The organism is Streptomyces coffeae (assembly GCF_016741875.1).
Classification (GTDB): domain Bacteria; phylum Actinomycetota; class Actinomycetes; order Streptomycetales; family Streptomycetaceae; genus Streptomyces; species Streptomyces coffeae.
Map to the genome: position 1 here is coordinate 1 of NZ_JAERRF010000023.1, position 23,606 is coordinate 23,606.

A 23,606-nucleotide genomic window follows, 5' to 3' on the forward strand; every position below is an offset into this window, starting at 1 on the left:
GACGCGTTTCACCGTCTTTACCGGAGTATCGGCCAACACCGGGGGGCTCCTTATGTTTTCTGAAATGTGTTCTGACAGCGGAGGAGCGGGCCGGCCACCAGACGGGGGATGCTGGTGACCGGCCCTGTCAAAGGGGGCAATGCCTTACAGTCTGCGGAAGCCGCCTGTAGAGGCTCTGTACATCTCCTGTAGACCGGCTCGGCAGACTCAGCACCAGGCGATCAAGCGGTGGGGCCGCTCCAGGACCGCGGCCACATCGGCGAGAAACCTGGAGCCGAGCTCGCCGTCGATCAGACGGTGGTCGAAGGAGAGGGCAAGGGTCAGGACCTGACGGGATTTCACCTTTCCCCTGTGTATCCAGGGCCGGGGTCGGATGGCGCCGATCGCCAGGATCGCGGCCTCGCCAGGGTTCAGGATGGGCGTCCCGGCATCGACCCCGAAGACCCCGATGTTGGTGAGCGTGAGGGTACCGCCGGTCATGTCGGCCGGGGTGGTCCGGCCAGCTCTGGCCGCATCCACCAGGCTGTCCAGCGCCTCGGCCAGTCCGGCGAGAGACAGGGCTTGCGCGTTCTTGATGTTGGGGACCAGGAGGCCGCGGGGCGTGGCGGCTGCGATGCCCAGGTTCACATGATGCTTGAGCACGATCTCCTGGGCGGCCTCGTCCCAGGCCGCGTTGACCCCGGGGTTGCGGGCCACGGCGGTGAGCACGGCCCGTGCTGCTATCAGCAGCGGGGTGATGTGAAGGCTGTCGAACCCCGGCTCGCAGCGAAGCTCCCGCACCAGCTTCATGGTGCGGGTCACGTCTACCGTCATGAACTCGGTGACGTGCGGCGCCGTGAATGCCGAGGAGGTCACGGCCGCGGCGGTGGCCCGGCGGACACCTGTCACCGGGATCCGGGTCTCCTGCTCCGCTGGGTCTGCCGCCGCGGAGATGAGCCGGGTTGGCGTGGAGAGGGCCGAACCTGCGCGAATCGCCGCCGCGTGGATGTCTTCGCGGGTGATGACGCCGTCAGGGCCGGTCGGGCTAACGGTGGTCAGGTCCACCCCGAGGTCCTTGGCCAGTTTGCGGACCGGCGGCTTCGCCCGGACCTTCCTGGCGCTCGGATCGGGGGGAGGGTGCGAGCTGCCCGCCCGGCGGGGCCGACGCCGCGAGGCCCCGGGGGCGACCCCGTACCCGACAAGCACCGGCTCTCGCTCCCCGGACGGGTCTGGCACGGCCCGGGCTTCGCCCGCGCGGTCCTCCGGCCTGGGCTCCGGGCCACCGTGCGGTTCCGCGTCACCCGCGTCGGCGACGGCGATGATCACCGCGCCGACTTCTACTGTCTCGCCCTCCGCGAAGCGAAGTTCACGTACCACCCCGTCGAACGGGATGGGCAGTTCTACCACGGCCTTGGCCGTCTCGATCTCGCACACCACTTGGCCGTCGGTGACTCGGTCGCCGGGCTGGACGTACCATGCGAGAATCTCCGCCTCGGTAAGCCCCTCGCCCACGTCGGGCATCCGGAACTCGCTCAGGTGGGTCGCAGTTTCGGTCATGGATGATGTCCTCAGTAGGCCAGCGAGTGGTCAACCGCGTCGAGTACCCGGTCGAGGTCGGGCAGGAACTCCTTCTCCAGGCGGGCTGCCGGGTAGGGGGCGTGGTAGCCCCCGACACGCAGCACCGGCGCCTCCAGCGTGTAGAAGCAGCGGGTCGTCACACGGGCGGCGATCTCCGCGCCTGCCCCAAAAAAGACCGGCGCTTCGTGTACCACCACAAGCCTGTGGGTGCGCTCCACCGACCGCTGGACGGTATCGAAGTCCACTGGGGAGACCGACCGGAGGTCCAAGACTTCCAGCGACTTCCCCTCGGCGACAGCGGCCTCGGCCGCCTCCAGACACAGCTGCACCGTCGGCCCGTATCCCGCGAGAGTGAGGTCGGTGCCGGGGCGCACCACGCGGGCCTGGTGGAGCGGATCCGGCCGGGCGGACAGGTCTACCTCGGCCGTGTCCCAGTAGCGGCGCTTCGGCTCGAAGAAGATCACTGGGTCGTCGCTGCGGATCGCCTGCCAGAGCATCCAGTAGGCGTCCGTTGGATTCGACGGCGAGACCACCTTTAGCCCGGCGACATGTGCGAAGAGTGCCTCCGGTGATTCGCTGTGGTGCTCGACGGCACCGATACCGCCGCCGTACGGGATCCGGATGACCATGGGCATCCGGATGGTCCCGTGCGAGCGGGCGTGCAGCTTGGCCAACTGGGTGACGATCTGGTCGTACGCTGGGAAGACGAACCCGTCGAACTGGATTTCCACCACCGGGCGGTACCCGACTAGGGCTAGTCCGATGGCGGTTCCTACGATGCCGGACTCGGCGAGCGGCGAGTCCATCACGCGGTCCTGGCCAAAGTCCTTCTGCAGGCCGTCAGTCACCCGAAAGACGCCGCCGAGTGTGCCGACGTCCTCCCCCATGACCAGGACGGAGGAGTCTTCCTCGAGTGCGGTGCGCAGGGCCTCGTTAAGTGCCCTGGCCAGTGTCAGTCTCTCCGCAGGCATGCCTACTCAGTCTCCCCGTCGGCGAAAGATCGGTGGTACTCCTCGAACTGCTCCCGCTCCTCGTCGACCACCGCGTGGCCTTCGGCGTACACGTGGTCAAACACGGCCAGCCGGTGTGGGTGGGGCAGGATCCGCGTGTCATGGCGGATGCGGTGGGCTAGCTTGCGAGCCTCTTCCTCGACCTCTTCGAAAAACACCGGTGCGGTGTCGTCGGCGTGGGACAGGTGGGTGCGCAGCCGGACGATCGGGTCTCTGGCCCGCCAGTGCTCCACCTCGGCGGGGCGGCGGTAGCGGGTGGGATCGTCAGAGGTGGTGTGAGCGCCCATTCGGTAGGTGGATGCCTCGATGAAGAACGGACCGTTGCCCGCGCGTACGTGCTCCAGCGCGGCACGAGTCACGGCGTGTACGGCGAGGGCGTCGTTGCCGTCGACCTGCACGCCCGGGAAGCCGAAGCCGTCGGCGCGGCGGTACAGGGGACCGCGCAGCTGACGTTCGACAGGCTCGGAGATGGCCCACTGGTTGTTTTGACAGAAGAACACCACTGGCGCGCTGTGGACGGCGGCAAATGTGAAGGCCTCGGCCACGTCACCCTCGCTGGTGGCACCGTCTCCAAAGTAGGCGATCGCGGCGGCGTCGCTGCCCTTCTTGGCAAGCCCCATCGCGTAGCCGGTGGCGTGCAGCGCGTGCGACCCCACCACAAGGGTGTAGAGGTGGAAGTTGGTCTCCCTCGGGTCCCAGCCGCCGTTGGTGACGCCCCTGTACAGCTTGATGATGTCGAGAGGGTTGACGCCCCGGCACCAGGCGACTGCGTGCTCCCGGTAGCTGGGGAAGACGTAGTCGTCTGCGCGTAGCGCGTGGGCGGACCCGACCTGCGCTGCCTCCTGTCCGGCCAGCGGCGGCCACAGGCCCAGTTCGCCCTGTCGCTGGAGGGCCGTGGCTTCGGTGTCGAAGCCACGGGCCATCACCATGTCCCGGTAAAGGGCCCGCAGTAATTCCGGATCATAGCCGGGGGTGCGGTCGGGGGGCGCCACGAGGGCGCCCTCGGGGGTCAGTAGCTGGAGCATGCCCGGGTCTTCGCGGTGTGACATGAAGGCGTTCAGCGCGTCCGCGAAGTCAGGCACGGCGGGCTCGTCGGTCCCTGGCGGGCGCTGGTTACCGTTAGCGGTCATATCGCTTCCATCTCGAGCGGCCAGGTGGTTCCACCGGCCGGGTCAGCTGCGGGTGGGCATGGATGTGCGGGGCGTACGGTCATGTCGAGGGGCGCGGTCCGGGGGTCGTACGGTCAGAAGCGGGGATCCCGAGGGCGATGCATGAACGTTGGTCCAGAGTGATTGCGAGTCAATGGGATCCGTGCGCAGGACGAGAGGAAGCCGCCGCCCGTCTTTGTGGTTATGTGATCACTGGGCTCGGCGCCGTTTCAGGAAATGAAGTCGTAGGACAGCCGGTCCTCGGTGTCTGGCCAGGTCTCGAACCGGCGCAGCCCGTACAACAAGGGCTGGTGTTCCTCGACGAGACGGCTGACCGCAGTCACCTGCCCCATGATCACAACGTGGTCGCCGACGACGTGGTGGGCGGTGACCCGGCAGTCGGCGATGGTGTGCGCTGCGTCGAGGAGGTGAGGGCCGGCGGCCTGGCCGGTCATCCGCCAGGGCACGCGGTCGAAGCGGTCCTGCGCCCCGGAGGCGAAGAGTTCGGCGGTGGCCCGGGCCCTGCGGTGCAGCAGATTGACCGCGAACTGGCCGCCAGCCTCAACGGCTTCGAGGGTGGGGCTGCCGTGGCGCATGCACACCAGCAAGACGGGCGGTTCCAGCGAGACGCTGCACAGGGAGGTGAGCGTCATGCCGCGGGGCACACCGTCGATGCCAGCCGTGGTGACGATGGTGACACCGGTGGGGAAGCTGGCCATCAGGGCCCTGAAGTCGGCCGGGTTCTCGTGGCTCATGGGGTGGTCTCCTGTCGGGACGCCGCGGCCACAGCTCCAGCGGGGGCCAGCCGGGCCAGGGTCTGCGTGATCTCAGCGGCCAGCACCTCGGTGAAGGCGGGGAACGTCTTCCCGAGGAAGTGGAAGTGGCCGCCCTGAAACAGCCGTCGGCGGAACTCGCCACTGGTCTCCTGTGACCATGCCGGCACCCCGGGCACCGGAGCGAGCGCATCGTCAGTGGAGGCGAACACGGTCAGGTCCGCCGACAGCGGCTCCCGCTCGGGGTCCGGCCGGTAGGAGTCGAGGGCGCGCAGATCGGACCTGATCAGTCGGAGGAACCGATCGCGGAACTCAGGAAGTTCATCGATACGGTCGGGCATGCCGCCGAGCCTGGTGAGCTGCCGGGCGAGTTCCGTGTCGGACAGGCTGGGGTCGAGGAGCCGTACGGCCGGCTGGATGCCGGCCGCCTGTCGGCCGGAGACCCCGACCCACACGGGCGCACGGCCGCGGGCCTGCAGGGAGCGGGCGGTCTCGGAGGCGATGACGGCGCCCAGGCTGTGCCCGAACAGGGCCAGTGGGGTCCCGTCGTCGAGGACCGTGATGTCCTCGGTGACCCGGGCGACGAGCGAGGCCATGTTGGTGAGCGGGGGGTGCGCGTACCGCTTGCCGCGGCCGGGCAGGTCGAGCAGGAGCAGGTCCCAGCCGGGTGGGAGGACCCGGTGCATGGGGTGGTACACGCTGCCAGAGCCGCCCGCGTGCGGGATGACCACGAGGCGGAGTTCGTGTGCAGTGGCCGTCCGTGGTCGGATGAAGGCGTCGGTGGCCGTGGGGGTTCCCATCCCGGCGGGGTTGGTGGGGGCGCTGATTCCCGTCCCGGCGCGGCTCATGCGGTCACCGCCGCTCCGGCCGCCGTCGCCAGAATGCTCTCGGCGAGCTTGCCTATCAGGTCACGCAGCGGCATGTCGAGGGAGAGCTGATCAGCGGTCAGGCCGACCTCGTAGCGTTCTTGCACCTTGGCGATGAACAGCGTCGAAATGAACGAATCGCCGCCCACGTCGAGGAAGGAGAGGGCGGGGTCCAGTTCCTCGGCTTGCAGAACGTCCCGCAACTGCTCCATCAGGTAGCCGGTCAGCGCTTCCAGGCCCGGAAGCCCGGGGGCGGCCGGTGCGGCGGGACTGCCGACGGCCGGGCGGGGTGCATCGGCGGCGGGCTCGTCGATCCAGTACCGCTGGCGGCGGAAGGGGTATGTGGGCAGCTCTGCGGTGAAGCGGGCGCCCGGGGCCCGGAGGGCGGCCATGTGCAGGTCGGCTCCGTGGATGAAGAGGACGGCCAGTGCAGCGTGTAAGAGGGCGGGCGCGTCTTCGGGACGGTTGCCCGCGAGCGGCAGGGTGTGGTGCTTTCCTGCAGCCCCCCAGGTGAGCTCGGCCCGGGCCGCCGCGGTGCCGGCCACCGGGGTACGGTCGCCCGGGCTGTTGTCAGCCCGTCCGGGCCGTGTGCGTACGCCCAGCCGATCGAGCATCGTGCGGAGGCGGCTGGTGGGGTCCGGGGACACGCTTTCCGGGACGGCCAGGTCCGGGTGGGCAGCGCTCAGTTCGGCGACGACCTGGGAGAGCGCACCATCCGGGCCGGAGATGGTCAGCACGGGGCGAGGCGGCTGCACAGCGGCACCCACCGCATCTGGGGCGCTTCTGGGTGCCGTGGCCCGCCAGTCGGCGAGGGCGTCGGCGAGGTCCCGGGCGGTGGTGCCCGTGACGGCCAGTCGTTGAGGGAAAGCCGCCCGCCCGGCGCGCAGGGTGTGGCAGAGGTCGGCAAGCCGTTCGTCCCCGGTCCGACGGAGCAGGGACCCGACCTCGTCGGCGATCCGGTCCAGGGCCTCCGGGTCCTTGGCCGACAGGGTGAGTAGTTCGGAACCGCGCGGCCCGGCGGCCGGGGCGCCTTCGTAGGCCTCTAGGACGGCGTGGACGTTCGTTCCGCTCATGCCGAAGGAGTTGATCCCTGCGACCCGGCGGGACAGCCCGGCCGGCCACGGCTGGACGGTTCGGGGTACCTCGAAGCGCAGCCGCTCCCACGGGATGTGGGGGTTCAATTCGCCGTCCTCGGGGTCGGCGGCGGCGGGAATCACCCCGTGCTGGAGCATGAGCACGGTCTTCATGACGGACGCGATGCCGGACGCCCCTTCCAGATGTCCCAGCCGGGACTTGACGCTGCCGATTGACAGCGGGGTGTCGCGTCGTCGGACTGCCTCGCCGAGCACCCCGTCCAGCGCTCCGATCTCGATCGGATCGCCGAGGACGGTGCCGGTGCCATGGGCCTCGACAAAACCCACCTCGGCCGGGTCGATCCGGGCGTCGGCCAGCGCCGCTCTGATCACCTCCTGCTGGGCTGGGCCGTTAGGCGCTGTCAGGCCGGAGGCCGCGCCATCGTGGTTGACGGCGGTTCCCCGGATAACCGCAAGCACCGGCCGGCCTTCGGCTTCTGCGTCGTCCAGGCGCATAAGCGCCACCATGCCTATGCCCTCGCCGCGTCCGTAGCCGTCGGCGGTGGCCAGGAAGGACTTGGAGCGGCCGTCCGGGGACAGGGCCCGGGTCTGACACAGGGAGACCATGAGGCTGGCGGAGAGCAGCAGGTTGGCGCCCCCGACCAGGGCGTACCGGCACTCCCGATTGCGTAGACCCTGGACCGCGAGGTGCAGGGTGGTCATTGAGGAGGAGCAGGCGGTCTCCACCCCCATCACGGGGCCGGAGAAGCCCATCGAATGGCTGATCCGTCCGGCACCGAAACTGAGTCCGCCGCCGGTGATGTAGTACGGGTCGATGCTGGACAGGTCCGAGCGGTCCTCGTTCCGCTCGCTGTACTCGGAGGTCATCATCCCGAGGTAGATACCTACGTTGAGACGGTCGGAGCGGCGGACGGCGATGCCTGCCCGCTCCAGTGCCTCCCAGGCGGTTTCCAGCAGCATCCGCTGTTGCGGGTCCAGGAGCCGGGCCTCGCGTCGGGAGATTCCGAAGAACTCCGCGTCGAAGTCGGCTATGCAGTCAAGGAAGGCGGCCCGGTCGACATAAGAGCGCCCGACCCGGCCGGGGGCAGGGTCGTACACGGCCCGCAGGCTGGGCCGGTCCTCCGGCACCGGAGCCAGCGCGGTGCCCTCCCCGCACAGGAACGACCAGTAGGCCTCGGGTGAGTTGATGGTCGGCGGGAGTCGCAGGCCCATGCCGACGACGGCCACTGGGGCGTGTCGTTCGTCCGACAGCTCGGCGATTCTGGTCCGCAACTGGCGGGAGAGCCTCAGCTGGTCCTCCATCAGCGCGCGGATTCCGTCGGTGTCCATGGGGTCACTCATGCCTGCGTCTCTCCTTGCTGGGCGGAAACGTCGCTTCGGACGGCCTGGACGAGCTCTTCGAAGGACAGCTGCGAGAGGTCCGGGGGACCGGCGTCCTTCTCGTGACGCGGGCCGGTTCCAGCGTCGGGGGTACCCGCGGCGAACGGGGCAGACAGGGCGCTGGCCCTCCCCGGGCCGCCCGCGGCCGTGGTCGCCGGGGCGCCGGTTTCCGAATGCGGCAGCTTGAGGGCCGCGAGGATGTGGTCCGCCATGCGCGGGACTGTGGGGTGGTCGAGGGCAACCGTGGCCAGCAGGTCCACGCCTAGAGCGTGAGAGAGGCGGGTCCGCAGGTCGATCACCATGATCGAGTCCAGGCCCATGTCGGCGAAGCTGGTTTCGTCGTTGTCGGAGGCGGGCTCGCCGAGGGTCTCTCCGGCCGTCTCGCGGATGAACTCCTGCAGGGCCTCTGTGCGGGCGTCCGGGTCCAGGTCCCCTAGTCCCGCGCTGAACCAGCCCCGTGGCCGGTCGCCGGCTGTCACGGCGTCCCGCTCGGGGCCGGAGGCGAGGGAGGCGAGCAGCTGGGCCCTCGGATGCCCGCCCAATTCCGCGGTCCAGCGGGTTGGTGCGATGTCCACGGCGGTGATCCGTGCGGGCCCGTCGACCGGGGCATCCAATACGGCCGTCAGCACGGGTTCAGCCGCCTCATCGGTGAGGGGGCCGACGCCGATTCGGGTGGTGGACCGACGGACCGCCTCAGCTGCGGCCAGCCCGCCTTTCCCTTCTGGTATCCATGGCCCCCAGGCCACGGCGGTGGCGGGCACGCCCGTTGCGCGGAGTATCTCGGCCAGGCCGTTGAGGTAGCCGTTGGCCGCGGCGTATGGGGTCTGCCCGGCGGAGCCGAGGACTGCGGACGCCGAGGAGAAGAGAACGAACGCGTCGAGCTCGTGGTCGCTCAGTGCCTCGGCGAGGGTCGCGGCGCCGTGCGCCTTGGCGGCGAATACCCGCTCGATGCTTTCCCGGTCTACGCGGGCGAAGGCGCGGTCGTCCGTGACTCCGGCCAAGTGCAGGACGAGGCGCAGGGGGTGCCCATCACCGGCTCTGGCGATGGCCCGGGCACAGTCGGCGGGCCTGGTGACGTCGCCGCGCACGAGGTGGACACGGGTGCCGGTGGCGGTGATCTCGGCGATCTGGCGCCGGGCCTCGTCGTCGGGCTCCGAGCGAGCCATCAGGGTGACCGCAGGGCAGCCGTGCCGCGCGAGGATGGCCGCGCTACTCAGTCCGAGCGCGCCCAGTCCGCCAGTGATCAAGACGGCGCCTGTGGGGCGGTCGGCGTCCGCGCCCGGCACGGCAGCGGGTACCAGGCGGGCGGCCTGGATGCCATCGGAACCGACCGCCAGCCGGGTCTCGGGGAGTCCGGCGTCGAGGCCGCGGCCGAGGGCGCCGAGCAGCGCGTCGGCGTCCCAGCCATCGGTGAGGGTGATCCGGATCAGCCGTCGGTCCGTCTCCTCAGCTTCAACGGAGGCCAGCAGTCCCCATAGGCTCTCGCGCACGGGGGCCTGCGCGGCGGTGCTGGAGGCCAGGACGGCGTAGGGCACGGCAGCCGGAACAGTTCGGAGGGTGGCGACGACGTCGAGCACGGCCTCGGCGGCCTCTCCAGGGTCGGTGTCGGCGCCTGGCTCGGCGAGGAAGCGGGCGTCGACGATCAGGTCGGCATCGGCCAGGCCGGCCGCGGCGAGGTCCGCCGCGGCCGGTCCGGCGGTCCGGCGGTCCGGGCTGTCCAGGCCAGGTGCGGTCACCCGGTGCCCGGCTTCCTGGGCGGCCTTCGCCAGCGCCCGGCCGACCTCAGTGCCCGAGCCGAGAACGACCAGGTGCCGAACGGACGGCTCCAGGGTGGCGGACTTCTGGGGGAGTTCGGTCCAGGCGAGGCCATAGGTGTGCTGGGTGCCTTGTCGGAGCGAGGCCTGGAGCAGCGAGCGGGAGGCGAGCCGGAACCGGAAGCCGTCCATGGCCAGTACGGTGGCGCCGGTGCCGTCGAAGATGTGCAGGTCTGCGGTCTCCACCTGGTGGAAGCCCGATTCGGGGGCGTCCCGCAGGACGGCCCGGACGTGGCCCCAGAGCGGTCGGCCGGGCACCGGTCGGCCGGGGAACGAGACCCGGGCGGCGGCGAACGGGATGACCAGCGCCTGCTCCTGGCCGGCCGGTTCGGGGTCGCCCTCATGTACGGCGAAGCTGACGGAACTCTGCAGGCAGGAGTCGAGCAGCCCGGGGTGGATTTGGTAATCCTCGGCGGGCTCGTTCATTTCATCGGGCCAGTCGAACCGGATCAGCGCCTCGTCACCGCGGATCCATGCGTCGCCGACCCAGCTGAACGAGGGCCCCAGGAGATAACCGATGCCCCGCAAATGGCGGTAGAAGGCCTCCCCGCTGAGGTGTCGGTCGGCTCCGGCGATGAACATCTCGGGATCGGGCGCGGCCCTCGGACCGCCCGGGTCATCGTTCAGGAGGCGGGCCGTCAGATGTTCCTGCCAGTGGCCGTGTTCGGGATCGAGCAGACTCTGTACGCTGACGGTGTGGGTGCCCGTGTCCCGGTCGGGTGCGCGCTCGATGACCTGGAGCTCGTAGCGTTCCCCATCGTGCAGGACGAGGGCCCGCGGGAAGTGCAAGTCCTCCAAGACGACGTGGTCGCCATCGCTGCCAAGTGCGGAGAGCACCGTCGCGGTCTGCGAGGCGCCTGCTACCTGCACGGTGCCGAACAGACGGTGGTCGTCGAGGTGCGGCGGGTAGACGGTGCTGCGTTCGGTGACGAACACCCGGCCGGTCAGGGCGGGCGAACGGAGCTCGGTGCCCCATGGCGGACCGGCCGGCGCAGCGGCGGATCCGGAGGCGGAAACGTCCGCAGCCTGTACTTCGGCCTGCGGGGCGGCCGTCCCCGGCTCCGCGCACCGCCAGTGGGCGCTGTCGGCGAACGGGTAAAGCGGGGCGTTGCCACGCTGGACGCGGCGCGGTGCCTGCATCGCCGCCCAGTCGATGTCCCCGCCTAGCTGGTAGAGAGCCTTCGCCGCGGCCGCCATGGCGGCCCGGTCTCCGCTGCCGCGAAGCAATGAGGGCACCAGCCGGGCGGTTTCACCGCCAGGGGCAAGTCCGCCTGACCGGACGAGGTTGACCAGGGTCCGGTCCGGCCCGATCTCCAGGCAGACGTCCACGTCCAGCGCGCCCAGCTGCCGGGCTCCGTCATGGAACCGGACGGGATTGCGGGCATGCTGGACCCAGTAGTCGGCGTCGAAGGTACCGGGTCCGGCGGGCTCCCCGGTCAGATTGGAAATCAGCGGGACCTGCGGGTCGCCGAACTCCAGGGCGGCGGCGGCCTCGCGGAGCTCCGACCGTATCGGGTCGAGGAGCCGGGAGTGGAAGGCATGCGAGACGGTGAGGCGGGCGGTGCGCACCCCGTCCGCAGCCAGTTCACTGGCGAACCGGTCAATTTCCTCGGGCAGTCCGGCCACGACGGTCGACTCGGCTGTGTTGACAGCCGCGACGTCAAGCAAGGTGCCCGTGATGCGCCGTAGCACTTCGGCCTCGGGTGCCTGTACGGCGAGCATGGCGCCGCGCTGGGTCCCCTGCATCAGCGCGGCTCGTCGGGCGATCAGTTGGAGTCCGGACGGAAGATCAGTAACCTCGGCGTGGACGGCTGCGGCGACCTCGCCGACGCTGTGGCCCATGACCACGGCGGGGGTGACGCCCCAGGACTCCCAGAGTCCGGCGAGAGCCAGTTCCAGGGCGAACAGCGCCGGCTGGGTCACCCGTGTCTCGTTCACGGCGTTCGGGTCGTCGCCGTACAGGGTGAGTTCCACGAGCGAGTTGCCGAGCAGCGGGGCGAGCCCGCGGTCGCATTCGTCGAAGATCTCTCGGAACACCGGTTCAGTCTCGTAGAGTTCGCGTCCCATGCCGAACCGCTGGCTGCCCTGTCCGGAGAACAGGAACGCGACTTTCGGCTGACCGGCCGGGCGGGCCGGTAGCGGGGTGGCGAGCTGGGCGGCCAGTTGCTCGCGGGTCCTACCGAGCAAGGCCCATCGGTGCGGAAAATGAGCGCGGCCGACGGTTGCCGCGGCTGCCAGGCCAGGCAGTTCTGTGTCCGAGGCCGCAGCCAGGCGCTGTTCCCAGGCGGCTGTGAGCCGTTCCAGGCCCGCCTCGTCGGGCGCGGAGAGGGGGATGAGGTGGGGGGGTCCGGCCGAATCGCCGTCGCTTGTGGCGTTGGGAGGTCCGGCCGGTGGCTCGGCGATGATCACGTGGGCGTTGGTGCCGGTGAGTCCGAAACCGGAGACTCCAGCCGCCCGCGGATTCCCGCCGGAACGCCAGGGCGTGGGGGTGTCCACCACCCTGACGTTCATTTCGGCCCAGTCCACGTGCGGGTTGGGTTCCGCGAAGTGGAGGTTGGCCGGGATGAGATCGTGTCTCAGCGCGAGGACGGTCTTGATGACGGCGGCCATGCCGGCGGCCGACTCGCAGTGACCGATGTTGCTCTTGATGGAGCCGACGTGCAGCGGCTCCCCGGGCTTGCGACCGGGCCCCAGAACTCGCCAGGCGGCGCCCAACTCGATGGGATCGCCGAGGGCGGTCCCTGTTCCGTGTGCCTCCAGATAGGAGATCTGCGATCCATCGAGGGAGGCGTCACCGAGAGCCTCGGCGAGCAGGCTCTGCTGGGCGGTGCCGCTCGGGGCCGTGAGCCCGGACGAGGCGCCGTCCTGATTGACAGCGGTGCCGCGGATCACCGCGAGCACCCGGTCCCCGTCGCGCTCGGCGTCGGAGAGCCGCTTGAGGATCAGGACGCCGCAGCCCTCGGCCCGGACGAACCCGTTGGCGTCGGCGGAGAAGGTACGGCAGCGTCCATCGGGTGACAACATGTGAGCCCTGCTGGCGGAGACGGAGGCCATCGGGTCGAGGATGACGTTGACGCCGCCCGCGAGAACCGCGTCGGACTCCCTGCTGCGCAGTGACCGGACGCCCAGGTGCAGAGCCACCAGGGAGGAGGAACAGGCAGTGTCCACGGCCAGCGCGGGGCCGCGGAGCCCGAGGGTGTAGGACAGTCGGCCCGCGGCGGCGTTGAGCGAGGTGCCGGTGCTGTAGTAGGCGTCGAGCCCGTCAGCGCCTGGTGCGGCCAGCACACGGGCATAGTCGGCATAGCTGATGCCGATGAACACCCCGGTGCGGCTGCCGCGAAGGGAGTGAGGGGCGATGCCGGCATCCTCCAAGGCGTGCCAGGAGGACTCCAGCAGGAGCCGCTGCTGCGGGTCGAGGTTCTCTGCCTCTCGGGCGGGGATGCCGAAGAAGGAGGCGTCGAAGCGAGCGATGTCCTTCAGGAAGCCGCCCTGGTCGGTGGTGATGCGGCCGGGCGCGGTGCCGTCGCCGTGGAAAGCCACACGGTCGTAGCGGCCTTCGGGGAGGCTGCCGACGGCGTCGCGGCCCTCGTGCAGCAGGTCCCACAGTTCCTCGACGGAGTCGGTCTGCGGGAACCGGCCTGCCATACCGACGATGGCGATTGGTTCGGCTCCGGGCTGCTCCTCCTCCGTGCCCCGCTGCTGCTGGTCCCAGGCGGCAGTGGCGGACGCCGGTACGGCTGGTGCGGAGGCAGCCGCAGGGCCGGGCATCGGGACGGTCGCGGGCACGATGGTCGGGGCCTTCGGGTCCTCCGGAGCCGCGGTCAGGATGTAGTCCGTGATCCGGGCGATGGTCGGGTGGTCGAAGACGTCGGCCGCGCGCAGCGACACTTCGAACGCCTGCGCAAGCCTGTCCACCAGGTCCACGGCCATGATGGAGTCCAGGCCGAGGTCGAAGAACCCCGCATCGTCCCGGACTGCCCTGGCTGAGTCAAAACCGAGCTGCGCGGCGACGATCCGAGCGGTGTGGGCACGGGCCGCGGCAGTCCGTCGCCGCTCCGGCAAGGCGGCCAGCTCAGCTGCGACGGAGGGTTCGAGCACAGCCCGCACAGCCTGGAGCGTGCCCCTCGCTGCGTCAGCAAGCTCCTCGGCCTTCATAGCCGCGAACAGGCCGCGCGGGCGGATCCGCGACATGACCGACCGGAACCGGGCGAGGTCCAGCGGGCAGACGACCAGATGCCCGGCGGCCCCGGCAGGCACGGCCAGAGCGGCCCGGCCTGCCCTCGCGTCCAGGGCACCCACCCCCACTCGGGCGAAGGTCTCCCGGGACGCAGCGTCGGCCATACCCGACTGGCCAAGGTCCCAAGGGCCGTACGCGAGGGAGGCCGCGGGCAACCCCAGCCCGGCCCGGTGCGCTACCAGGGCATCCAGGCCACCGTTGGCCGCCGAGTAGGCAGCGCAGCGCTCGCTGCCCCAGATTGCGGAGACCGACGAAACAGTGACGAAGAAGTCCAGCGGCCAGTCCAGCGAGGCTCGGTGCAGCAGCCAGGCTCCGACAAATTTGCCGCGCAGCGAGGACTCGAAGGCGGCGGTGTCGGTCTCCGCGGCCGGTGTGCGCTCCAGGGCGCCGGCGGCGTGCAGCACGCCGCGTACGGGGGGCATTCCGTCCAGCCCAGTAAGCGCCGACGCGACGGCTTCGGGGGTGTCGCAGCCGCCGGCCCGGTACACGGAGCGCACGCCGGCGGCTTCGAACCTGGCGAGCAGTTCCTGTGCCTCGGCAGGGAGTTCGGCCTCTTCCCGGCGGCCGATCAGAAGCAGGTTGCGGGCGCCGCGGGCGACGAGTTCGGCGGTCAGCTCGCGGCCGACGCCGCCGAGCGCCCCCGTTACCACGTAGGTGGCATCGGCTACGGGCGCTAGCGGTACTGCGGGGTCCTGGGCCACAGTCAGTCGGGCGACCAAGGCGGCTCCGCCACGGATTGCGACCCGATCCTCAGCAGGCTGGGCATCGGCGGTGGCATCGGCCTCCCGTACGACGAAATGCAGCAGGGCATCGAGGTCTGCAGCATCTGGTTCGGCCGGCAGATCGGCCACGCCACCCCAGGCTCCGCCCAGTTCCAGGCCGAGGATGGGGGCCAAGCCGTGCAGCAGCCCGTGGTCGGTCGCGGCCACGCGGTCGTGGGGGCCGGTCCGGCAGGCGGTCCGGGTGAGGACGAACACCCGGTGCCCGGCCCTGTCCCGGTCGAGCGCAGCGACGGCGTCGGTGACGGCCGCGCAGAGGGCGGCGCCCGGCCTGGCCGGCTCGGAGTCCGCAGGCGGGCCCTCAGGCAGGGTGGAGGCGCGCAAGGCCAGCAGCAGCGGGATGGGGTCCTGTCCAGTCGGTGCGTGAGCCTCCCTGACGGCGGCCCACCCGGCCGCGTCCTGGGGAAGTTCGGCATGCGTCCACCCAGCGGGCAGGGCGGGTGCAGACGGGGCAAGCACAGTCCCGGTCAGTCCCAGTCCAGCGGCGCGTCCGGCTAGGGCGGCGAGCAGGGAATCGTCGTCGCCGGCCAGGAGCACAGTTCGACCGGGTCCGGCCGAGGCCGGGAGTTCCAGGCCCTGCCACGCAACCTCGTACGCTGGGGTGGTGTCGGCCAGGGTCCCGTTCTCGGCACCGATCGTGAGACCAGTCCCAGTGCCGGTCGTGGAGTGCGGGGCAAACCGCTGCCGCTGCCACGGGTATCCGGGCAAGTCGAGAAGGCGGCGAGGCAGCCCGGCGGCGGGGTGCGGGGCGTCCCGGTCCGACTGGTCCTGGACCTCGGCGACCATCACGTCGGGGGAGGCCACCCCCGCGGCGACGGCGCGCAGGGCGGTCGCCGCGGCGCGCGGGCCATCGGCCGTGACGACGGCCCGTACGTCGAGCCGGGTGCGGCCGGCGGTCACGGTGTACGCGAACGCTGGGTAGTCGGCAGGAGCGAGGCCGTCCAGGACCTCGGCGTACTTCGTTGCGCGAGCTCGCAAGGCCTCGACGGTCTTCGCGGAGACCTCGAAGCCTGTGACCTGCTGTGGCGAGTCCGCCGCGCCGTCTGCGGCGTCCGCCCCCGACGGCGGTTGCGGCAACTCGTCGGGCAGCAGCGGCCCGACGACGGCGTGCGCGTTGGTGCCGCTCATCCCGAAGGAGCTGACCGAGGCGCAGTCGCCTGAGCGCGGGGACCAGTCCTCGAGCTCGGCGGGGACTGCCATGCCAGTGCCGGACAGATCGATGCGCGGATTGAGGTGGCGGAAGTGGACGACTGGTGGGATCTGGCGGCGTGCCACGCACAGCATCGCTTTGATCAGGCCCGCGACCCCGGCGGTCCCTTCCAGGTGACCGAAGTTGGTCTTTACCGCGCCGACCGGCAAGGGCGCTCCGCCGTTGCGACGCCCCAGGGCGGTGGCCAACGCGTCCATCTCGATCGGGTCGCCCAGAGCGGTGCCCGTGCCGTGCGTCTCGGCGTAGCCAACGGCCGAGGGGTCCAGGCCGGCATCGGCGAGCGCCGACTCGATGAGTGACACCTGGGCCAGGACGTTGGGGGCAGTAAAGCCGCTTGAGCGCCCGTCTTGGTTGACGGAAGTGCCCCGGATCACGCCGAGCACGCGGTCCCCGTCGGCCAGCGCGTGGTCGAGGCGCTTGAGCAGCACCACGCCGACACCCTCGCCGCGCGTGAAGCCGTTCGCGCGGGAGTCGAAGGTCTTGCACAGACCGTCCGGGGACAGCGAACGGGTCTCCTGTACCAGACGCATGGTCTGTGGAGACATGATCAGGTTGGCGCCCGCGGCGAGGGCGATCCTGCATTCCCCCTTGCGCAGAGCCTGCACCGCCAAGTGCACGGCGACCAGCGAGGAGGAGCAGGCCGTGTCGACGGTCATGGCCGGGCCAGTCAGGCCCAGGGCGTAGGCGACGCGGCCGGCGGCGAAGTTGTGGCCGTTGCCGGTGGCCCAGTAGGCGTCGGGTTCGCCTTCGCACCATTCCCGGTAGTCCTGCCACATGACGCCGAGGTAGAGCCCGGCGCGGGCCTCGGCCAGGACGTCGGCCTGCACACCGGCGTGCTCCATGGCCTCCCAGGCCACTTCGAGCAGGAGTCGGTGCTGCGGGTCGAGGTGGCGGGCCTCGCGGGGGCTGATCCCGAAGAACTCGGCGTCGAAGTCAAGGACTTCATCAAGGAAGCCACCGCGCTGCGGCAGTCCGTCCCAGGCGTCGGCGAAGGGCCCCTTACGATGCTCGGGCATGGGCCGTACGGCGTCGCGGCCCTCGGCAAGCGCGGCCCAGTATCCGTCGAGATCCTCGATGCCGCCAGGCAGCCGGAGTCCCGCCCCGATGATCGCGACAGGCTGGTTGCCATGCCGTTCGCCGAGTTGCTGACGAAGGCTCCGGATGGTGTCCATGGCCCGGGTAAGGGGCGTCTGCTTGCCTCCTCCGGAGGCGCTTTTTTCAGGCATCGGGGTTCCTTGCGGTTGTGACGGGGCGGGGATCGAGGGGCGGCCGAACGGAGCGGCGGTCACTGCTTCTCCACAGCGGCGTCGGTGATCTGATCGGCCAGGGCCTTCGACAGGGTGCGGAGAGTGCCGTAGGTCCACAGCAAGGTGGGCGATAGGCGCATGCCGAAGGCGGCCTCCAGCCGGTTGCGGAGTTCCAGGCTCATCAGCGAGTCCAAGCCGAGGGAATCGAACAGGGCGTCGCGGTCGAGGCGTTCAGGGGCAAGGCGAAGCACCCGGGCGGCCAGTTCGCGGACCTTGTCCTCGGCCAGGGCGGGCCTGTCCTTCTCGGGAGCCTGGTGCAGTGCGGTCAGGAACGCGCTGCCGGTAGCGACGGCGGCGCCGTCCCGCAGCCCGGCGTACAGCTCCCGCCAGGCGCTGAGCGCGGCGGTGTCGGGGGCGGCGTCGAACCAGCGCCGCAGGTCGATGGGGACATAGCCGAGCACGGCCCGGTCCTGGCCGAGCATCCGGACCAGGGCTGCCCAGGCCTCACCTACCGGAAAGCTCTCCATGCCGCGGTCGCCCAGGCGGGCGCCGGCCTGTTCACTTCGGGCGGCCAATCCGACGTCCGCGAACGGTCCCCATTGCACGCTGAGCGCGGGCAGGCCGCGTCGGCGGCGGAGTTCTGCGAAGGCGTCCAGGTAGGCGTTGGCGGCGGCGTAGGCGGCCTGTCCGGCGTTGCCGACCAGGGTGGCGGCCGAGGAGAACATGACGAAAAAGTCCAGCGGGTCCTGGGCGGTTGCAGCCTCTAGACTGCGCACGCCGTCCGCCTTGGGCCGGAGCACCCTGGCCAGCTGGCGGGGCGTGATCTGGCTGATGGTGGCGTCGTCGACCACACCGGCGGCGTGCACCACACCGCGCAGCGGGGGCAGTCCGCGGTCCCGTAGCCCGTCCAGGGCCTGGCGCAGACCAGCCCGGTCGGCGACGTCGCAGCGCAGCACCTCGATGGTGGTCCCGGCAGCGCGCAGGGAGTCCAGTTGGGCGGCGGTCTCCTTGGAGGGTGCAGACCGGCCCGCCAGGACGAGGGTCCCAGCGCCGAGTCCGGCCAGGAAGCCGGCGAGGGAGACACCGAGGGCGCCCAAGCCGCCGGTGATCAGGTAGGCGCCGTCAGCTCGGAACCGGCCGCCCGGCAACGGCTCCGGGGCAACGTGGCTCACCGCGCCGAGGTCTGTGAGGACCAGCCGAGCGCGGTCCGGGGCGTGGTCGAGCCGGATGGTGGTCCCGGTGGTGGTGCTGCACTCGTGCCGGGTTACAGGCAAACCTGTGAACCGGCCGTCGGCGACCAGGTCCCACACCTCGACCAGCAGGGTGGCGAAGACCTCGGGCCGGTTCCGCAGGAGTCCATCGAGGTCCACCGAACCAAAGGTCGCCCCGACGGGTACGGGATGCTGTCCCAGGGCCGGGCCGGGGGCGTCAGCCCCGGTGGCATCCTCGACGAAGCGGCCGTCGGGCGCCAGGAGTTCCCAGACCTGGTGGGCCGCTGCGCCGGTGCGGGGGCCGAGAGCCACATCGGCCCCGAGGCCGCCGGTTGCTGCGCGTACCGCGTCGGTCCAGTCAGGATCCGCAGGGTCGAGGACCTGTTCAGCGCCGGCATCGAGGAGCGCAGCGGCCTCTTCGGCGGCGGCTGCTCCGACGACCAGGACACGGGCGTCCAGGACGCCGGCGGCCTGGACCGCAGCCAGGGCTTCCGGCAGGGTCGGCGTGTGGATCAGCACGGTGTCGCCTGCCACCACGCGGCCGGTTCGGGTCAGCGCGTACCAGGCGGCGGCTGCCGGGAGGACCAAGGCGGCGGCCGCGGCGTCGTCCAGTGGGCCCGGGACCCGTACCACGTGTGCCGCGTTGGCCAGGACCTGTCCGGCCAGGGCCCCCGGGACCACCGCGACCACCCGGTCGCCGGGGTGCAGGCCGGTCACCCCGGCACCCACGTTGGTGATCCGGCCGGCGCATGCGCGGCCGAGCGATGGCACGGCCCCGGCCTGTCCGGTACGCAGGGCGGCCAGGTCCCGGAGGTCGGCCGGGGACACCACGGCAGCGCTGGTCTCGATGAGCACCTCACCGGTCCGGGGCGTGGGCAGGGTGAGAGGCAGGAATTCGGCGCTGTCGTCGGCTCCGGTGCGGGCAACGCCAAGCCGGAAGGGCTGCTTGACGGTCCGCCAGGGGCGGGCGGCCAGGTCGCCATTGTCGTCGCCGCGGACGATCCTGGCAGCCAGACGGCTGCCGCGTCGCAGTGCGAGCTGGTCGTCAGTGTCCTCTTCGAGGAGGACGGCGGCGCACTCCGCGGTCCAGTCGGGGTGCGAGGCGTCCACGTCCACGAGTCGGGGCCGCAGTTCCGGGTGCTCCCGCTGGAGCACCCGGCCGTAGCCCCAGTAGATAGCGGCGCCGGGGTCGGAGGTGTCGTCGGCCGCGGCACTCTGCGCTCGGTCGGTGAGGATCACGAGGCGGGGCAGCGCGGGAAGGGCAGCGCAGGCCCGGACCACCGCGGTGAGGTGAGCCAGGCCGCGCTGTTGGGCGTCCGGGCCGACACAGGCACGGGGTGCAAAGAAGACGACACCAGCCAGGTCCGCGGCGGCCTGGCCCAGCGGGAGGTCGGTACCTGCACCAGTGTGCTCGGCGTCAACACCGGCCTCGGCCAAAGCCTCGACGAGGGTGTCGGCGCTGCTCCCGGTGCCGCCGCAGACAATCCACCGGCCCGTGGCCGCGGCGGTGCCGGGGTCGGATCCGTCGTCCCCGGCTGTCTCCTCGGGGGTAACGTCGGCCCAGTGAATCTGGTGCAGCCGCTCCGCGCCGGGATCGGTGCCCCGGCCGGTGGGCAGCGGCCGGAGTTCCAGGCCTTCCAGTACCAGCAAGGGCCGTCGACTGGCATCGAAGATTCGGATGCTGAGAGTGCCGTCGGAGGCCCGCACGGCGTGAGACCAGAGCGCGGTGGCAGGTTCGTCCCCGGAGGGCAGCACCCGGATCGCCCTTACGGAGGTGGGCATCAGCGCCTCGCCCCCGTCGTCGAGGGCAAGAGCCACCTGGAGGGCGGCGTCCCAGAGGGCGGGGTGCGGGACCCGGGGCCGGGCCCCGGCCCACAGCTCCTCGGCTAGGCGGATCTCACCGAGTACCTGGGTGCCCGAGGGGTGCTGGCGGAGAGAGTGCACGCCCTGGAAGGCGGGCCCGTATATCTGTCCGCGGGCGGTGCACTGGCGGTAGAACTCTTCCGGGTCGACGTTCAGTCCGGCCCCGTCGGTCCGGTCGCCCCAGTCGGGGAAGGCCGGCGGGACGGCGGCCGACCCGCCGGTCGACTCGGCGCGGGCGGTGGCGACGACGTCCCACTCCTCGGCGCCCACAGGCAAGGACAGCAGCCGGAACTCACCGCCGTTTGTGGTGTCCTGCCATTCGGCGGTGAGCCGCACCGGCTCCTCGCCTACGGTCACCTCCCGAGTGAAGGTGACGTTCTCCAGCAGGGTGGGGAGCCCGCCGGTGCGGGCCTGAGCGGTGTGCAGAGCGACCGCGAGCATGCCGGCGCCGGGCAGGAGCGCGGTGTCGTACAGCTTGTGGTCGGCCAGCCACGGCAGCGCGGCAGTAGTCAGTTCGATGGCACCCTGCCAGGCCCCGGGACGGCCGGGTGCCGGGGAAAGCGTTGCTTCAAAGCCCTGGGCGGCGCCGGCGGAGCGGTGGCTCTCGGCGGGCCAGAAGCTCTGGCGTTCCATCGGGTAGCCGGGAACGGGGAAACGGCTGTCCAGAGGCAGTGCGGCAAAGGGCTCCAGGCCGGCGGTGTACGCGCGGGCTAGGGCTTCGGCCATGTCTCGGGCGCTGCCCTGGCCGCGGCGCAGGGTGGTGAGCAGGGCGAGGTTCTCCTCGCGTCCTGCCGCCTGCTGCTCAAGGGCGGGCTGCAGCACGGGGTGCGGGCTGATTTCGACCACATGTGTGAAGCCTTCGTCGAAGAGACGCGCCATGGCGGAGACCAGTTCGATGGGCTCGCACAGGTTCCGGACCCAGTAGCCGGGTCCGAGTGCGCTGCCGTCGACCAGAGCGGCGTCGACGGTCGACATGACCGCGACGTCGCCGTCAACCGGCCGGATTGCGGCGATGGCGGCTGTGAGGTCATCGCTCAGCTCGGCCATCCCCGCGCTGTGGGAGGCGTAGTCGATGTTGACGAGGGCACAGTACGTGCCGTCAGCCTCCAGCAGTTCCTTGAGGGCGAGGATGTACTCTGAATCCCCGGACAAGACACAAGAGTTCGGGCCATTGTGGGCAGCGAACGAGACGCTGTCTTCGAAGCCCTCCATGGCACGGACGGCGGCTTCTCGGTCTAGGTCGACGGCGAGCATCAGACCGCGCCCGGAGACCCTTTCGGTGATGAGGACACCGCGCCGGGCGAGGATCATTGCGGCGTCGTCGTAGGAGAGGGATCCGGCAAAGGTGGCCGCGGTGATTTCGCCCTGGCTGGTGCCCAGAACCACGTCGGGGGTGATCCCCGAGGCACGCCACAGTTCGGCCAAGCCGAGGGACATCGCCCATAGGACCGGCTGCAGGATGTCGGTGCGCTCGGTCCAGGTGTCGGCGATGCCGAGACCGGATGCAGCACTCTCTGCCGCCTCGTGCGGGGCGAAGATGTCGATCAGGTCCCAGTCGGTGTACGGGGCGAGGGCCTTGGCGCAGCGGTCGACGACGGAGGCGAAGAGGGTGCTGTCGCGGTAGAGCTCCACGCCCATCTCGCGCCACTGCGAGCCTTGGCCGGGGAAGACGAACACGGTGCGGCCGTGCGGCACCGCGCGCCCGATGTGCGGGGTGGGGGTGTCAGGGACCTCAGCGGTACCGTCGTCCTGGTGTGGTTGGTCGGCGGTGAGAGTGGTGAGGGCCGTGTCGGCCTGCGCGAGGTCGTCGACGACGAACGCGGCCCGCTCGGGGAAGTGGTCGCGGCGGCGTCCCAGGGTGCCGGCCAGGTCCTCGACAGTGCCGGCGGGGCTGGCTGCGGCGAGCGCGTCCTGGAGCTGGGCGGCGCGCGTGGCGAGGACGTCGGTCCGGTGCGCCGAGAGGGTCACTACGGGGGGGAGCCCGGTTGTAGCGGCCCTGCGGGGGCGGGCCGTGCTGTCGGCAGCCGTGATGTCCTCTGGTGGGGAGGCAACGATGACGTGGGCGTTGGTGCCACCCCAGCCGAAGGAGTTCACCCCGAGGTAGACGGGGCCCGCGGCCGGCAGGGCGAGCGGTTCGCGCACCACGCTCAGGTTGAGCGCGTCAAAGGGGATGTTGGGGTTGAGCTCCTCGGCGTGCAGGGTCGGCGGCACCATTCGATGACGCAGCGAGAGCAGCACCTTGATGAGTCCGGCGAGCCCCGAACTCCCTTCCAGGTGACCGATGTTTGTCTTGATCGACCCGATCGGCAGCGGCTCCCCGGCTGGGCGGGAGTGGCCCAGGACGGTGCCGAGGGCTCCTGCCTCGGTCGGGTCGCCTCGCTTGGTGCCGGTGCCGTGGGCTTCCACGTACGACAGGGCGGCGGCGGGCACAGTTCCATGGTCGTAGCTGCGGCGGAGCAGGTCTTCTTGGCCCTCCTGGCTGGGGCTGACCAGGCTGCCGCCGCCGCCGTCGTTGTTGGTAAGGGTGCTGACCAGGACTCCGTGGACGCGGTCGCCATCGCGCAGGGCATGGGCGAGGGTCTTGAGATAGACGGCGGCGACACCCTCGCCGCGGACGAAGCCGTTTGCGGACTTGGCAAAGGAGGCACACCGGCCGTCCGGGGAGAGCCCACCGAAATGGGTCAGGCCGATCGTGACATGCGGGTGCATCATCAGGTTGGTGCTGCCGACAAGGGCGGCGTCGATGTCCCCGCTGCGCAGGGCGCGGGCGGCGAGGTCGAGGCCGACCAGGCCCGAGGAGCAGCCGGTGTCGACGGCAAGGCTCGGACCCCGCAACTTCATGAAGTACGAGAGGCGATTGGCGAGGATGTCCCGGCCGGTGCCGACCAGGGTGTGCGAGGTGTGGCCGGCGCCGCGTGCCTTGCGAAGCAGCTCGTAGTCGTGCCAGACGGTGGCGACGTAGACGCCGGTACGGCTGCCGGCCAGGTCCGAGGCCCGCTGGCCGGCGTCCTCCAGGGCCTGCCAACCCACCTCCAGCAGCAGCCGCTGCTGCGGGTCCATGGCGGCTGCCTCGCGCGGGGAGACCCCGAAGAAGCCGGCGTCGAAGAGGTCGATGTCTTCCAAGAAGCCGCCGAGGGCGGGGATGCGCAGCTTGGGGTCGAGCTGGACCGCGGTGTCCCAGCGGTCGGCGGGAACGGGACGGATAGCTTCGCGGCCGTCTATCAGGAGCTGCCAAAGGCTGTCGGTGTCCGGGGCTCCGGGGAAACGGCCCGCCATGCCGACGACGGCGATCGGTTCCTTGGGATCGGGTGTGGAATGTGCGTTCATTCGCTGCCTTTTCCTCCTGGAGGGATGGACCGGGTCCAGGCCGCACCATGCGTGCCATGAGGGGCTGTGACGTTGCACGCCGTGCTGCCC

At 70.9% G+C, this 23,606-nt stretch carries 8 protein-coding genes; all 8 read right to left on the reverse strand.

All coding sequences use genetic code 11. The features are described from left to right. Positions 1–207: 207 nt before the first annotated feature. A complete protein-coding gene (locus JK363_RS30275) occupies positions 208–1,536 on the reverse strand; it encodes a dihydrolipoamide acetyltransferase family protein (RefSeq protein ID WP_201879853.1) in 1,329 nt (442 codons plus the stop codon). An 11-nt stretch (positions 1,537–1,547) separates the two neighbouring features. Further along, entirely contained in the window at positions 1,548–2,528 is a 981-nt protein-coding gene (locus tag JK363_RS30280; RefSeq protein WP_201879856.1) for an alpha-ketoacid dehydrogenase subunit beta, read from the reverse strand. A 2-nt stretch (positions 2,529–2,530) separates the two neighbouring features. Next, the gene (gene pdhA, locus JK363_RS30285; protein WP_201879858.1) at positions 2,531–3,697 is read right to left on the reverse strand and encodes a pyruvate dehydrogenase (acetyl-transferring) E1 component subunit alpha; all 1,167 of its coding nucleotides are present in this window, start codon (positions 3,695–3,697) and stop codon (positions 2,531–2,533) included. A gap of 248 nt (positions 3,698–3,945) precedes the next feature. Then, positions 3,946–4,470, reverse strand: coding sequence for a flavin reductase family protein (locus tag JK363_RS30290; RefSeq protein ID WP_201879860.1), 525 nt, complete (start codon positions 4,468–4,470; stop codon positions 3,946–3,948). After that, complete coding sequence (locus JK363_RS30295; RefSeq protein ID WP_201879862.1) at positions 4,467–5,336, reverse strand: thioesterase II family protein; 870 nt, start codon at positions 5,334–5,336, stop codon at positions 4,467–4,469. Before JK363_RS30295 ends, JK363_RS30290 begins: the two co-directional genes overlap by 4 nt. Beyond that, positions 5,333–7,789, reverse strand: a complete 2,457-nt coding sequence (locus JK363_RS30300) for a beta-ketoacyl synthase N-terminal-like domain-containing protein (protein WP_201879864.1) — start codon at positions 7,787–7,789, stop codon at positions 5,333–5,335. The genes JK363_RS30295 and JK363_RS30300 overlap by 4 nt, the downstream gene beginning before the upstream one ends. Next, the gene (locus JK363_RS30305) at positions 7,786–17,094 is read right to left on the reverse strand and encodes a type I polyketide synthase (RefSeq protein WP_201879866.1); all 9,309 of its coding nucleotides are present in this window, start codon (positions 17,092–17,094) and stop codon (positions 7,786–7,788) included. Before JK363_RS30305 ends, JK363_RS30300 begins: the two co-directional genes overlap by 4 nt. A 59-nt stretch (positions 17,095–17,153) precedes the next feature. Continuing rightward, complete coding sequence (locus JK363_RS30310; RefSeq protein WP_201879869.1) at positions 17,154–23,516, reverse strand: type I polyketide synthase; 6,363 nt, start codon at positions 23,514–23,516, stop codon at positions 17,154–17,156. Positions 23,517–23,606: the final 90 nt, after the last annotated feature.